Genomic DNA, 15,098 nt, shown 5'->3' with positions numbered 1-15,098 from the left:
TGTTTTTTTTTCAAAATTTACTTAATATTCAAAAGACTTACCACTCCAGCAGTCTAAACCTAACTGGATGTTCTTTTTGTCATTTGGATTAGCTGGTATAAGCGGTAGAGGAATAGCTCTTTTAGGATTTAACATTGTATTAATTTGAGATAAAATATCCAAATAATGGCTTTTTGATTTTTTATCTGTGGCAAGCTTTAAAGAATGCATTACTTTTTGCTTTAAATCGATAATATGCCCTCGTGCAATACCAATAACAACCGTGTTTGAAATATCACGAGGAGTATCAATAATTGTATTTACAGTTGTCAAATACATTTTTTGCAGCACCATGTGATAACTGCTTACTTTTTGAGCCGTATTAAGTTCTGTCCAGATTCCTGAATCAAGATCATTAAAATAAGAAACTAAACTATAGGTGTTTTCTGCTCCAAAACGCTCTGCAATAGCATTTATTCTCTTTAATTTTTTTATTTCCAGCATATTTTGAGCCAATACATTTGTCCCAATTGTATACACATCATTAGTGTAAGGCATGTCTGTAGCTAAATTAGTTACCGCTTTTGGAGCAAGCCATTTTGGCTCATTGCTAAATAACTCTTCTTTTAAAAATGCCATCGCTTTCTTTTGCAATGCTAATGACACACAGCTATACACTCTTTGAGTTGATTCTGCATCATGAGGATTATAATAGTAGGTTCCAAGAATATTAGATGCATTTTCTAGATAAACATTATATTGACTGAAAATATAACCAAGATTAACATTAATCTGACCGCTGTTAGGTAAGTATAATTCGTTCTCTTTTAAGGTCCATTTTGGCAGATTAGGAAGTATGATTTTCAAGTTTTTAATACCTAATTTGCTTGACTCAACAACATCATCTCCTAAGCTGTTTGGCAGGTTTCGGGGATCTGTTGGGGTTTCCTCTGGTTTAAGTTGAATACCGTAGTACAATTGAGGATTTGACTTCAAACTGTCAGTAATCATCCTGCGAAGGTAGGTTCGTTCTTGAATTAAATCATTTATTTCGGGATGTATTTTATATCCCCAGGCAATAGCAAATTTATCGTAGGCACCAATTCGTGAAAACAGTCCCTTTTGTGAAATATTATCTTCTGGTTGAGCTACATAATTAAATAATGTATTTTGCATAATCGAAGGGCTAATTCCATATTTTTCAGTCCATTGTTTATCCCTAAGTTTTGCTGTGGGAATTGTTGATGCAGCACCTGCATTTTTCAAAAGACCTAGACAGTTTCCTACATGCGAAGTAAGCTCAATGCGCAAAAGTTCTCCCATCAAATCATCACTGTATTCGCTTTTCTGGGCTCTTTTATCAACGGATGCTGCCATTACAAAATAGGTATTATACAAAGCATATAACACATTGTGGTTGATTTGAATGTTTGCCTGCAAAATCTCACCACTTCGTGGATCTGATACTAAACTATGTAGTATGTCGTTTGACATGTTAGCAGCATAATTGATGGTATTTAAACCTCCATTTTTGGCATTCCAGAGGCTGTCGGCAATGGTTGTTTCTTTTGCATAAATTGCATTTTTAAAACCTGCTTTTTCAAATGCAGGCTGCCAATCGTTTACAGCTCTTATAATATAAGGAACCCATTTTTTTGGTGTTGTAGGGTTAATGTAAAAAACAATAGGTTTTTGGGGTTCTACAAGTTCGCCTTTTGCATATCGCTCTCTATCCTCAGGTTTTGGTTCTAAACGCCATCTGTTAATTATTTCTACTTTTTTAATCCTTTGAGGATCCTGATCTAAATCTGTTCTCAAAAAGGCAGTGTACCCCACTCTTTCATCAGAATAGCGAAAGCGCATGGTTTCCTTAGGAAGTATTAAAAAGGAAGTATTTACCTCTGTAGTTAAATTTAACTTGCCTTGACCTTCATAGGTTTTTATACTGTGTACTTCTACACTTGCTGGAAGTGCCTCTATAGTAGTTACATAAGAATTATCTGCGATAAATGATGTCGCCTGAAAAATTTCTTTTAGGTTTCCTGTAAAAATGGCTAAATCACTATTAATATAATCGGTTACATCAATAACTATTGAGTTTTTGCCGTAAGCTTTGATATTAAAAGCAGACATAACGGGCTGCAGGTTATTTAATGTCAGGGCTTTATAAAGTCCGTTATCTGTACTGTCTGTCGCTATTTCATCATAAACAAAACGTTTTACAAAAATTTTATCATTGGGAGCTTTTGTAAATCGAATCTGTGTACTTTCTAACAGTCGTCCGGAATTTCCTGCAGCTGTTTTCATAAATATGGCAGGTCCTTTTCCAATGCGGCTGGTTACCTGAAAATCACGGTCTAAAATTTCATTTGGAATTTCAAAAAAGTACTTATCTTTAACTTTAGCCACAACAAATACACCTTTAAAAAACTTGGCATCTGATGTTATAACCTTACCATAAGGCTGTGGTTTATTAAAATCTTGTATTGAATCAGACTTTATTTCATTTTTTCCTTTTTTGTTTTTTTTACTTTTCTCTACATCATTTTGCGAAAAAGAAATATTAATTCCTACAAAACACAGCAGTATCACCAGAAATGTCTGGTAAATTTTATTTTTTTTCATATTAATTTATTTTGAGCAGTTAAGTCATAAGATAACAATACCAGAATATTGGTTTTATTTGAAGTTAGTAAACTGCCTGCAGGGATATTTTTGATAACCATTATATAGAACTAATGAAAATGCTATATAATGGTTTAAAACTTATTAAGTCTATTGTTTTTTAAAATAAATTCGGGATTGAACTTTTAATTATAACCATCATTCTGCGTAAGTTGAGGTGCTTTTTTAATTTCCTCAATAGGAATTGGATACAACTCATCTGTAGACTGCCATGAGCCTGGTTTCAAAGCCCCCAAAACCGCATCTGCGTGTCCTGTTCTTTTTAGATCAAACCATCTGTTGCCAAATTCCAGAAATAATTCAACACGTCTTTCCTGCATAATCGCATCTAGGGCTTCTGACTGTGAATCAAACTCAATATCAGTTAGCTCTGCTCTTTCTCGGATTTTATTTACATCATTTACTGCAGCTGCAAAATTACTTTGCATAGCTCTAGCTTCTGCTCTGATAAGGTAAATTTCGGATAATCTTAATAATACGGCATTTTCGGGAGATGAATCATTTCCATTAACCCCTTTATACTTTGCGCTAAATAAATAGTCAGTACCGTCATAATTAAAAGAAGCTGTCCAAGCTGCTTTTCTTGCATCTCCTGGTTCAAAAGAATTGGCAAGAGAAAAAGTAAGTACATACACCGGACCTGAATCACTATACTGAGTTCCATACAGATAATAATAATCTTCAAAAGTTAGATAATGTCCTGTTTGTGTTTCGGTATTGAGTCCAAAAATACTTTCTCTGCTGTCTTTTAAAAATACGCTGCCTATTTGCCCTTTCGGAAGCAATTCGTATAAAGCCGAGTTACTAATTACTTCCGAGGCTTTATTTTCTGCATTCGCATAATCTTTTGTATACAGGTACACTTTTGCTAGTAATGCAGTGGCAGCACTTTTAACGGGCCTGTCTCTTTTTCCTCCATAGCTGCTGTAATCTGAAGGCAGATTTGTTTCAGCATCTTTCAAATCAGACACAATTTGTAAGTAAACATCTGCAACTGCTGCTCTAGGTAGGTTTTTATTAATACTTACACTGGAACTTACTGCCAGTGGTACAGCACCAAACTGATTGACAAGATAAAAATAATAAAGTGCTCTGGTAAACTTTGCTTCCGCTATAATATTTGTTTTCCCTTCAGCAGTCATACCAGTAGATTTAGTACTGTTATCAATAATACTATTAGCTTGGTATATTATTTTATAAAAACCGGTCCAGTAAGTTAAAGCTCCATAATCAGCGGAAGTTAAATTATTACTTCCAAAGCTGCTATAGCGATAATCAAAAATATTAGTGGCATCAGCCTCATCTGCAGAAAGACTGCTTCCAAAACCAACATTTAAAATATTATTATCGGTAATCATACTACTGTACATACCCATCAATGCGGAAGAGGCATTTGCATCAGATTTAAATACATCCGTATCCAACACCTCTGTCTTCGGGGGATCTATTTCTACCAAATCATCACATGCTGTATATAAAAGAGCCGTTATCAGAAGCACTAAGATAGTCCCTGTTTTTTTATATGAAGTGAAATTATAATTTCTCATACTACGATTAATTTATTAATTAAAATGAAAACTGTAATCCTGCAACAATTCCTATCATTGGAGGGACTGAACGTATACCCGTTTCTGGATCTATACCTGTATAGGTTTTACCAGAAAGATTTATAAGTAACAGATTTTGTCCTTGCGCATAAGCGCGTACTCCTGAAAGTTTCATACGTTTTGCTAATTCTTCAGGAAAATTATAAGAAAAGGCTACATTGGTTAATCTGGCATAAGAGTTACGCTGCAGTAATGCATCAGAATCTTTCAACAGATCAAAATCTGATGAAAATGATTGGGTGGTAAACATTTTTTCTAAACCTAAATTTCTCATTTCCTCAACCACTGCCTTTGGGGCATTGGCAAGGTTACCAATTGGTCCGCTTAGTTCCGATAATATTCCTCTAGTCTTTGCTCCAATTGTAAATGAGAAAGAAAAATCCAATTGGAAATTAGCATATTTTAACCCATTAACAAGCCCTCCGTAAAAATCAGGAGTTGATTTTCCTCTATAGGAAAGATCACCCTTACCATTAACTAATGGCAGGGTTCTGGTAATTTCCCCGTCATTATCCGCATCTTCAAATGTAGGTCTTCCGTTGGCGTCAGGTCCTGTATAATGAAGAAGTGCTAAAGAACTCGTTGGTCTTCCAATCATATAACTGTAAGCATAAGGAGAGGACGCCAATCCATCAAACGCAATCAATTTATTTTTGACAAAACTAATATTAGCTGAAGTAGTCCATTTGAATTTATCGGTTTGTATATTTGTACTAGTTAGCACAAATTCATAACCTGAATTTTCGACCGTGGCATCAAGGTTGGCCGTATAATTTTGAAAACCTGTTTGGATTGGAAGCGCATAATTTAATAATTGATTACTTGTTCTATTATTATAATAAGAAACGTTTAACAATAATCTGTCTTTAAAAAAGCCAAAATCTGCTGCTAATTCAAACTTTTTGGACAACTCCCATTTATAATCAGGATTTGCCAGTCTTGCTGGAACTAAACCTTTATTTCCAGAGTAGTATATATCAGATGAGTTATTAACATAGGTAGAAAGGAATGAATAATTCTCAACATTATCACTACCAACTATACCATAACTGCTTCTCAGTTTACCAAAGCTAAACCATTCGGGTTTGTTGTCTAAAAACTTTTCACTTGTAAAAATCCATGCTGCACCTACAGATCCAAAATTACTGTATAGATTGTTTGATCCAAACTTTGAAGAACCATCACGTCTAAAATTTCCATTAATTATATAACGCTCTTTATAAATATAGTTTAAACTTGCAAAAAGCGATGCATACTTATAGGAATTATTACCGTTTCGTACAATGTAACTAGAAGCCATAGAAAGATTAGATAAATACAAATCAGAAGGAAATCCTGATGCTGAAATATAAAACGGCTGTTCATTCGAAGTTTTCTGATAAGTTGCACCTACTAATCCACTAAACGAACCATTACCTATTAATCTGTTATAATTGATTTGCGGTTCAACCACTATATTTTGATTATTAGATTCTGAAAAACTAGCACTGGGTATTGAATAAGGATTCTTAGGATCGTTAGCCGTAGTTGGACTTATAGAACTTTGATTGGATTGTGATTTATTAAATCCTGCATTTACTGAAAAACGCAGATAGGGATTAATAGTATAGCTCAAATTAAGACTATTATTATTTACGTTCATTTTATTCTCATATGCTTTATTGAGTTCCGATAAGGGATTAGCAATAGAAGGAATTGATTGAGAATACCAGTACAACGATCCATCTTCGTTATACAAGGGGAAATTAGCCGGTAATGAATATACATTCTCATAGAAATTTGCGCCTGTCAGGTTACTGGTACTAGTACCGTTGGTGATAGATATTGTGGCAACAAACTTTTCATCTGGACTGGTATAGCTGGAACTGAAATGATACCCATAATTATTTGATGCACGATTGTCATCAAAAACAGAACCTGTACGAGAGTAGTTGCCTGAAAGCATGAAAGTCATCCCGTTATTACCGCCAGAAACAGACAAATTAGCAGCATAAGTTTTGGCTGGATCACCAATAAGCAATTTTTTAAAATCTTTTGAATCAGTCTGGCTCCAAACCGTTAAATCAGGTGCATTAGCAGCAGTCGGGGTTCTTTGATCATTAGCAAATGCTTCTTTACGAAGAGCAAGGTAGTCATTAATGTTTAATGCCTCCATGCGTGTTTTCATAATTGACATACCGCTATTAAGATCCACAGAAATTGTTGGTTTGCCCTCCTTACCTTTTTTAGTAGTAATTAAAATAACGCCATTTGCACCGCGTGAACCATAAAGAGCTGTTGCGTTGGCATCTTTTAAAATTTCAATACTCTCAATATCCTTTGGATTAAGAGCAGCCAATGGGTTTCCGTTTCCATTTGGACCTTGGATAAAAGAAAACTGTCCGTATTGATCCTTACTTGCTGCCTGCTGGTTGATTCCCGCTCCCGGATATGCAATCCCATCTACGATATACAATGGTGTGTTTTTCAAAGTATTTGTATTGGTATTATTTGAAGCATCTATTGAATTACTGCCACGAATCTCTACATTTATATCAGCACCATGTAGACCACTTGACTGATTGATTACTAATCCGGCAACCCTTCCCTGCAACGCCTGCATTACGTTTCCTACTGGTTGTTTTTCAATATCTTTGCTTGTAATTTTAACTGAAGAACCAGTTGTGTAACGCTCACTTGTCTTAATTCCATAAGCTAATACCTTGACCTCATCAAGCTTGCTTACTTTCTCTTCTAAGATGACAGAAGGGATATTTGACCTGCCATTTACATCTATTTCCTTATCGCTAAAACCTATAAAAGAAATTACAAGTTTCGCTGAACCAGGAACATCTCTCATGAAAAAATTTCCATTCTCATCTGTCACAACTCCTGTAAACGTATCTTTAATGGAAACTGTAGCACCCTGAAATGTAGAACCATCTGTTCTTATTACCTGTCCGATCACAGTGGGAATAATAGCAGAATTACCGTTTGTTTTAACTTCTTTGTTTTCAGGTTTGGTAACCACTACCGTTTTATTGACAAATTTATAGTTAAGTCCTTGATTCACTAAAACAACATTCAAGGCCTCCTCTATGGTAACGTTTTGCAGTTTTACCGTAATATAGTATTTATTTAAATCTACATCACCACTGATAAAAACATAACCAGACTGGGACTTAATCGATTTAAGCACTGCCGGCAGCGGCTTATTTTTATAATTTAGATTGATATTACTGATACTCTGGGCGTTCAAGTTTTGGAAAGATAAAAAAAACAACAGTAGGAATAAAATTATCTTTCCTAACAAAACTTCTAAAGGTTTACTTCTTGTTTCAACGCCTAAAATAGACTGATAATTTATAGTTTGATAAATAAATTTCATTAATTTTGGTTTAGATTATTATTGGTTATTTTTTTTTCCTCTTGCAGGAAATCAATTAATCCTATTTTGAAAACCGTGATAGTGGTTGCAACACTATTGCGGTTCTTTTTTATAAATAGTATTAATCTATAAATAAAAGTTTCTATATCATAAATATTTGTTTTTGGTTAATTTTTGTTTTATACTTCATTTCTATTGAGAATCAAGACTGTTGTGAAAAAACAATAAGGCTTCTTATTTTTTTATGATTAGTCTGCTACCCTGCAGTTTATAATTCACGCCTAAACTTTTTAATATGGAAAGCACCTCAACCCCGTCCATATTCCGGTAGATTTCTCCATTAATTGTCTTTGAAGGAATTGGCCCCTCGTATTCAATTTCAAGATCATACCAGCGTGCGATTTGTTTAAGAACCACCTCCAACTGTTGATCTTTAAAATGAAACAAACCGTTTTTCCAAGCCAGAGCCGAATCAAAATCAGCAGTTCGCACTGAAATTAAATCGTTTCCCTTAAAACTTATTGACTGCTGTTCGGGCTTTAAAATAACCTCATGCTCTTTCTTTTTTACTTTTACACTGCCCTCAACAAGAGTTACAGTAGTGAATTTTTCGTCATTATAAGCATTTACGTTAAATGATGTCCCAATGTCTTCTATTAACTGTTCACCAGCTTGGATTCTAAAAGGAATTTTACTATTGTGAACAACTTCAAAATAAGCTTCTCCAGTAAGCTTTACCAAACGTTCGTTCCCTTGAAAAGCGACAGGATACTCAAGCGTTGAACCAGCATTCATATAAACCTTCGTCCCATCAGACAACACTAACGAGAACTGACGTCCATTTGGTGTCGTCAAAGAATTATAAGCTATCTCTTTGTAAGCCTGATTTTTTACATCTTCATATTTCAGAATACTGTCGCTGTAACTGTTTATTCCAGATATTTTATTAGGATTGATATTTTTTAAAGAGTTTGAACTTAATTGCACTTTATCACCATTAGCTAATGTTAAGACAGCACCATTTGTACCTGCAGGCAGCTCTATAGAAGCACTAGATGTATTAAATTCTACCGTATTTAAAGTATGAAGAAAAAAAGCGGTTGAGCCAGCCAACAAAATTATTGATGCCGCCGCAACATATTTATACAGAGGACGAATTTTGAAGGTTTTAGCCGGTAAGATTACTGCATTAATCTTAGAAAGCATTTCATCCTTAATAAGAGCTTCCTCATCTAAAGAATCGGCAATCCATTTCTGAGATTTCGTTTGCTGATTTTTATACCAAGAATCTAGTTCTTCTTGCTCTTTAATATTAGCAGTGCCGGTAAGATATTTATGAATTAAATCTTCTATATTTTCAGGGCTCATAATAATTTTATAGATTGTATTAGAATAAATCTTATACTTGTTTCTATAAGTAAGTCCCGTGAAAAGATATTTTACCCTTGCTCGGGTAAAAAAAAAGTTATTTTTTATTTAAATAATCACAAACAAAGAATAGTAATAATCTGATTGTATTAAATATACGTTATGATTTAGTGCCTAAATTTATTGCGAATAATTTTAAGCCCCTTGGTCAGATGCCCTTCAACTGTTTTCTCGGAGATATCCATTGCTTTTGCAATTTCGGAGTTTTTCATATCCTCCAGCCTGCTGTATTGAATTACCAATCTGCATTTTTCCGGAAGATGTTCAATGAGATTCATAAAATAGTCATTTGTAAACATAGATTCGATCTGCTCGTCTAAAACGGCCTCCTGTTTGATTTCAAGTTTTTCTTCTCGGATCAGACGTCTTCTGCGTTCTTTCTCAAAATGGGAGAATACAGCCAACTTTAAGGATGCTGCCAGATAAGAATCGAAATTGTTTATTTGCAGTGTTTTTCTGCGGTTCCAAAAACTGATGAATGTTTCCTGAACAATATCTTTAGAGATCGATTTGTCCCTGGTCAAATTAAAGGCAATAGCCAGAGATTTATTCCAATAACGATCATAAAGCACGGTAAATGAAGCATGGTCATTATGCAGATTGATCTGTTTCAGTAAGAAATCATCGGAAACCATATTTGAATGATCTTTGCTCATTGATTAAAAAATCGCTCTCTTATTACTTGTTATTAAATGACGATGTTACAAAAAGGAGTTTTTTTTAGTCTTTTTCAATTTTATGCTTGTCTGCTTTTAATTAAGTTTCTTAATCGGGATTACTATATAGAAATCTTTGTTCTCAAATCAATTTAAGCGTCTTAAATAAGTAAATTTTATAGAAGCAAAAAGTGTTAATTCCATTTTCTGCCCGCTAATGTAATTAAATTTTTGATTGCACAAAACCCTATAAAATAAAGACTTCAATATTCACAGGAAAAACCATATAAATATGAGATATAAATAGGAAAACATAAAGATATGATAGATTTAAAATACTTTTTCTCAGAATTCACTTAAAGATCTTTAGTAACAAAGTATATATGCAAACGAAAATTAGATTAAAATATGGCATTTTCTCTAAGCCATCATTTTCTCAGTAAGAGAAAAAAACTAAACAATTTTACCTTTTTAAGTAGAAAACAAAAAGGAACTTTTCAGACGATTACTTATCTCACACAATTAAACCACAAAGTATTTAAAAAAACAACACTTTATACCAAAAAAAATCCGACCAAAACGTATCATTACGTATCTTCTTATCTCAGAAAATTAGAGACCTATCAATAAATTTCGTATATCTGATTGGTCATGAAATCAATTACCTATCAATATAAATTAAAAGCCAAAAGAAGTTTTTGGAGAACATACTTAGTCCTGAATTAGTCCTGGCAGAAATCAGCGGTTCTTTCAAAAATAAAGTTGATGGGAAGATTATATATAAAAAATTTCAGCATTCTTTAGAGGTCGCAGTCTTACCAAAATATTTTGGAAAACTTAGAGAAAAAAGAGGTGTTTGGAATTTTGTTTACGATCCATCAATTGTCCCAAAAAAAAAATGAAAAATTCAATAAATTATTTCGAAATAAAATATCTCATTTTGAATCGAATATAGAAACGACCGCAACCCATTTTAGAAACCAAGAACCAACTAGCGAAGAGGTTAAAAATATTTGTTATTTATTAGCAGCCGAGAGAATAGAAAACCGGAAGAAACTTTTCTAATATTATCTTTTCTTATATCACTATTTATTACAATGTAAATAATTCCATATTAGAAAGAATAAAACAAAACAGCAAAAATACTTGCATGTACACGCATTTTTATTATCTTTGCATCATGAAAGATATTAAGGAACTTTTAGAAAACTGCTTATATTTCTCCTCAGGGCAGTTGTTCAGGGAAATCAATACGCTTGCAGAAATCAGTTTTGCGCCGTTGGGTCTGACACCATCCTATGCATTTTTGTTGATGATTATTCATGATAAGAAGGAAGTTGCAACAGGAGATGCCGCTAAAATAATTGGTCTAAATGCATCAACAATAACACGTTTAGCAGATAAATTAATAAGCCGAAAACTCATTAATAGAAGGCAAGAAGGCAGAAATATATATTTAACCGCTACAGATCAATTAACGGCTTTTATTCCTAAAGTTTACGCATGCTGGGAGCAGCTCGGTGTTGATTACACTAATGTTTTAGGCGAGGCTTCTGTAAATGACCTTAAATTAAAAATAAATTTAGCAAATAAAAAATTTTAGTTTTTTTTTAAACCACAATATATGTATGTACAAGCAATTAATTAGATCAAATTAAAAAATGAAAACACTTATCGTATTATCCCACCCTGATCTGGAGCAATCCATAGCGAATAAAAATATTATAAGGCACCTTCAGGAAGATGTTAAAAATATTGAAATCAGGCATTTAGAAAAATTGTACCCAGACTTTACTATTGACGTACAAGCAGAGAAAAATGCATTGTTGTCTGCAGATATTATTATTTTTCAATATCCCTTTTATTGGTATAGTTCCCCCGCAGCCCTAAAACAATGGATTGACAAAGTATTGACTTTTGGTTTTGCTTATGGAGCTGGTGGGGACAAACTAAAAGGAAAACACTTCCTTCTGTCAGTTACCTTAGGTGGTCCAACAGAATCGTATACTCCTTTAGGATATAATAAATTTACTCTTGATGAATTTATAAAGCCGATTCAACAAACAGCCTATCTGACGGAAATGATCTATCATGGATTGATTCATTCCAACCGAAATGTATACGTAGAGGGGATGCTTAATTCTAAAAGCGAGATTAAAGAAAACGCAAAAAATCATGCTGGCCAAATAGGTGTTTTTATTGAAACGCTACGAAAAGGAAATACCCACAAAATAGAACCCTTTATGGAAAAATGGTTTGAGCATTTTGATCAATTAGAAGAAAATGGTTTTTTCTTACAATACTTATCGAGCGATTTGAAAATGAAAATTCCTGACCATAATGAATTTATCGGACACGATGGATTTAATAAATGGTATACGGAAGCTAAAAACAATTTTATCGGATTGACAGCGCACCATCTTTCTAATATTGAAATTACAGAAACTTCAAAGAACTTTTTTGAAATCACTTTCAACGTAAGATATGTTGCTCAAACTAAAGACGGTAATATCGATATTTTCCTGAAAGAAAATTGGCAATTAGTATGGAATACCACAAGCGACCGACCATTAATTTCAGAATATTTAGTAACCCAAATAAAATAATTAATAATATGGACACAAAAATGACAATCATTCCGCAAAAATTTTATGCAATGGATTTTGCTTTTTACAACAGCATGGGACTATATAGCTTTGAAGACCGTTGTGAAATTATTAAAGAAGTTGGCTATGATGCTATGCATTGGGTGGCTTGGGACGGTAGAAATTGGGAGGAAGCTTTTGGTTTAGCTAATGTAAAAGAAAAATTCGACCTTGAAGTCGCTGGGGTTTATATTGTTTTAGACTTGTCCCTGGGAGAACATGACATTCGAAATAGCGGTATTGTGAAGATGTTAGAAATTATGCCGGAAGGTTTTACTGTTGAGTTGGCAATAAAGTCAGCGGGCCGAGGAATTAGACCTTCTGAGGAAACTGGAGATGTTCCTGTAATGGCTTGGCTAAAAAAGGCACTTCTGATTGCGGAACGCCGTGGAATCAGAATTTTGTTGTACACACATATTCAACACTGGATTGATAAACATAGTGATGCACTTCGTGTTTGTGAGAAAATGAATCATCCGAATTTAGGAATGATTTTCAGCAGTGGCAATTGGTATATGGGAGAAGGAAATAACTTATCACAATTGCTAAAAAAAGCGATGCCTTATATCAAACAAGTCAACCTGGCAGGAGCAAGACGTAGTCCTCTTGGTTTTTTTAAAGTAGCTACAATTGAACCTTTGGATATGGGAGAGTTAGATAATTTTGCAGTAGTTGCGCTATTGAAACGGATGGGGTATACTGGATATATAGGCTATACGGGTTGGGATGAAGGTGGTGATGTGTACAATAAATTGGAACGTTCGCTTAAAATGTTAAAAAATATTGAACGTCGCATAAATGCACATCCACATTGGGGCAGTTACCTCAATTTTTAATTAACAATTAATAAACCAATTTATATATGTTGTCATTATCAAAACAGCCTTTTACTGAACAACCTGGGTTTAAGAGGACGTATCAGCCCAATAAATTAACTTTGGGATTATTTTATCCTATTGAGGCTTATCAGGGAGAAGCCCCAACAATGGAAAACCACATTGAAATAGCACAGCAGGCTGAGGATGCTGGTTTTGCGGCATTGTGGCTAAGGGATGTGCCGCTTAGGGATCCCAATTTTGGTGATTTGGGACAAATTTTTGATCCGTTTGTTTATTTAGGGTTTCTTGCTGCCAAAACAAAAAACATTGCACTGGCCACTGGAGCGATTGTTTTACCTATTCGAAATCCATTACACCTTGCAAAAGCGGCTACCAGCATTGACCAGTTAAGCGGAGGCAGGCTATTGCTGGGACTGGCTTCGGGAGACAGGCCAGTCGAGTTTCCTGCCTTTGGGGTCGATATGGATGAGAGGGGGGAAATTTTCCGTGAGTATTTTGAAGTATTCCGGAAATTTCAAAAAACCAGTTTTGAAACTATTGAGTGGAGCGGTGGATTACTCTCCAGAGCAGATATGGTTCCAAAACCCGTAACACAGGAAGTTCCATTACTAATTACCGGACATAGTCAGCAATCATTAGATTGGATTGCAAAAAACGGACATGGTTGGGTCAGCTATCCAAGATCACCAGAACAACAGAAAAATATAATACAAGAATATAGAGCTGCTGTTCAAAGAAATTGCGGAACCCTGTTCAAACCATTTTCCCAATCATTATATATTGACTTATCGGTTCAGCCTGATGATCCGCTACAACCTATTCATCTTGGTTACAAGCTGGGAAGAAATGTGCTTTTGGAATTGCTGGAATTGTTAGAAAGCATTGGTGTAAACCATGTAATTCTTAGTTTAAAATACAGTCAGAGACCAGCAGGTGAAGTTATTGAAGAATTGAGGAAATATGTAGTTCCACGATTCCCAAGCATTATGAAATGATACCTCAAAAATAGTACAATACCTACTTCAACGGAAGCAACTATACCTGTTATAAAGGGGATGGATACAGGCCATTACTAATAAAATTAAATATATGAAAAAGTTAGAAAACAAAGTAGCCGTTATTACCGGAGGAAACAGCGGTATGGGATTATCCACCGCAATTTTATTTGCAGAGCATGGAGCAAAAGTGGCGATTACCGGCCGTAACGCTATGTCATTAAATGAAGCTGCGAAACTAATTGGAGATGATACAGTAGCTATTGTCAGCAATGTTACCGATTTAGATAGTATCGGGAAAACCTATAAAAAAGTGGCTGACGAGTTAGGTAAAATAGATGTACTAGTTGTTAATGCCGGGGTGTTTATAGCAGCTCCCCTTAGCAGCTTTACTGAAGAACAGTTTGACCAAACAAGTGACATCAATTTTAAAGGCGCGTTCTTTTCTGTACAGCGGGCACTACCTTATTTAAATGAAGGCGCTTCCATTATTTTAACCTCAAGCGCTATGAATGCCAAAGGCGTGGTTACAGGCGCAGCATATGCTGCTTCTAAAGCTGCAGTACGTTCCCTTGCAAGAAGTTTTTCTGCAGAATTAATAGATCGTAAAATTAGAGTGAATGTAGTTTCTCCTGGTCCTACTGATACACCGCTCTTTGGCAGGGGTGGAGGTTCTGATGAGGAAATTAATGGATCTAAAAATTACTTTGCCGGATTAAATCCTTCAAAACGGATAGCTACTGCCAAGGAGGTTGCCCAGGCCTTTCTATATCTGGCATCAGATGATTCTAAATTTATATTAGGTTCAGAAATAGTTATCGATGGCGGGGTTAAGGAATTATAATAACCGCGAAGATTTGTGAATGAAGTACTAAAACGCACTGCAAACTTAAAAAT

Annotated in this window: 10 protein-coding genes; 5 read left to right on the top strand and 5 right to left on the bottom strand. The window is 34.6% G+C overall.

Annotated elements, in window-relative coordinates:
• Positions 1-21 precede the first annotated feature (21 nt).
• The 5 genes from NLJ00_RS14440 to NLJ00_RS14420 form a co-directional block, all read right to left on the bottom strand.
• Positions 22-2,604 (bottom strand): zinc-dependent metalloprotease, encoded by a 2,583-nt coding sequence (locus NLJ00_RS14440; RefSeq protein WP_256634265.1) that lies wholly within the window; start codon positions 2,602-2,604, stop codon positions 22-24.
• A 185-nt stretch (positions 2,605-2,789) separates the two neighbouring features.
• Positions 2,790-4,211, bottom strand: a complete 1,422-nt coding sequence (locus NLJ00_RS14435; RefSeq protein WP_256634264.1) for a RagB/SusD family nutrient uptake outer membrane protein — start codon at positions 4,209-4,211, stop codon at positions 2,790-2,792.
• Between the two features lie 19 nt (positions 4,212-4,230).
• A complete protein-coding gene (locus tag NLJ00_RS14430; RefSeq protein WP_256634263.1) occupies positions 4,231-7,509 on the bottom strand; it encodes a SusC/RagA family TonB-linked outer membrane protein in 3,279 nt (1,092 codons plus the stop codon).
• Between the two features lie 363 nt (positions 7,510-7,872).
• A complete protein-coding gene (locus NLJ00_RS14425) occupies positions 7,873-9,006 on the bottom strand; it encodes a FecR family protein (RefSeq protein ID WP_256634262.1) in 1,134 nt (377 codons plus the stop codon).
• 167 nt (positions 9,007-9,173) lie between these two features.
• Complete coding sequence (locus NLJ00_RS14420) at positions 9,174-9,722, bottom strand: RNA polymerase sigma-70 factor (protein WP_256634261.1); 549 nt, start codon at positions 9,720-9,722, stop codon at positions 9,174-9,176.
• A gap of 1,180 nt (positions 9,723-10,902) precedes the next feature.
• Between NLJ00_RS14420 and NLJ00_RS14415 the strand changes: the two genes are divergently transcribed.
• The 5 genes from NLJ00_RS14415 (at position 10,903) to NLJ00_RS14395 (ending at position 15,045) form a co-directional block, all read left to right on the top strand.
• Entirely contained in the window at positions 10,903-11,325 is a 423-nt protein-coding gene (locus NLJ00_RS14415; protein ID WP_256634260.1) for a MarR family winged helix-turn-helix transcriptional regulator, read from the top strand.
• Positions 11,326-11,383: 58 nt separating this feature from the next.
• Positions 11,384-12,328 carry an NAD(P)H-dependent oxidoreductase gene (locus NLJ00_RS14410; protein WP_256634259.1) on the top strand — a complete coding sequence of 315 codons (945 nt, stop codon included), beginning with the start codon at positions 11,384-11,386 and terminating at the stop codon, positions 12,326-12,328.
• An 8-nt stretch (positions 12,329-12,336) separates the two neighbouring features.
• The gene (locus NLJ00_RS14405) at positions 12,337-13,203 is read left to right on the top strand and encodes a sugar phosphate isomerase/epimerase family protein (protein WP_256634258.1); all 867 of its coding nucleotides are present in this window, start codon (positions 12,337-12,339) and stop codon (positions 13,201-13,203) included.
• 26 nt (positions 13,204-13,229) lie between these two features.
• Positions 13,230-14,201 (top strand): LLM class oxidoreductase, encoded by a 972-nt coding sequence (locus NLJ00_RS14400; RefSeq protein WP_256634257.1) that lies wholly within the window; start codon positions 13,230-13,232, stop codon positions 14,199-14,201.
• 94 nt (positions 14,202-14,295) lie between these two features.
• Positions 14,296-15,045, top strand: coding sequence for an SDR family oxidoreductase (locus tag NLJ00_RS14395; RefSeq protein WP_256634256.1), 750 nt, complete (start codon positions 14,296-14,298; stop codon positions 15,043-15,045).
• Positions 15,046-15,098: the final 53 nt, after the last annotated feature.

Source organism: Flavobacterium panici (assembly GCF_024499525.1).
Taxonomy (GTDB): Bacteria; Bacteroidota; Bacteroidia; order Flavobacteriales; family Flavobacteriaceae; genus Flavobacterium; species Flavobacterium panici.
This window is presented reverse-complemented; position numbering and strand designations above follow the sequence as displayed.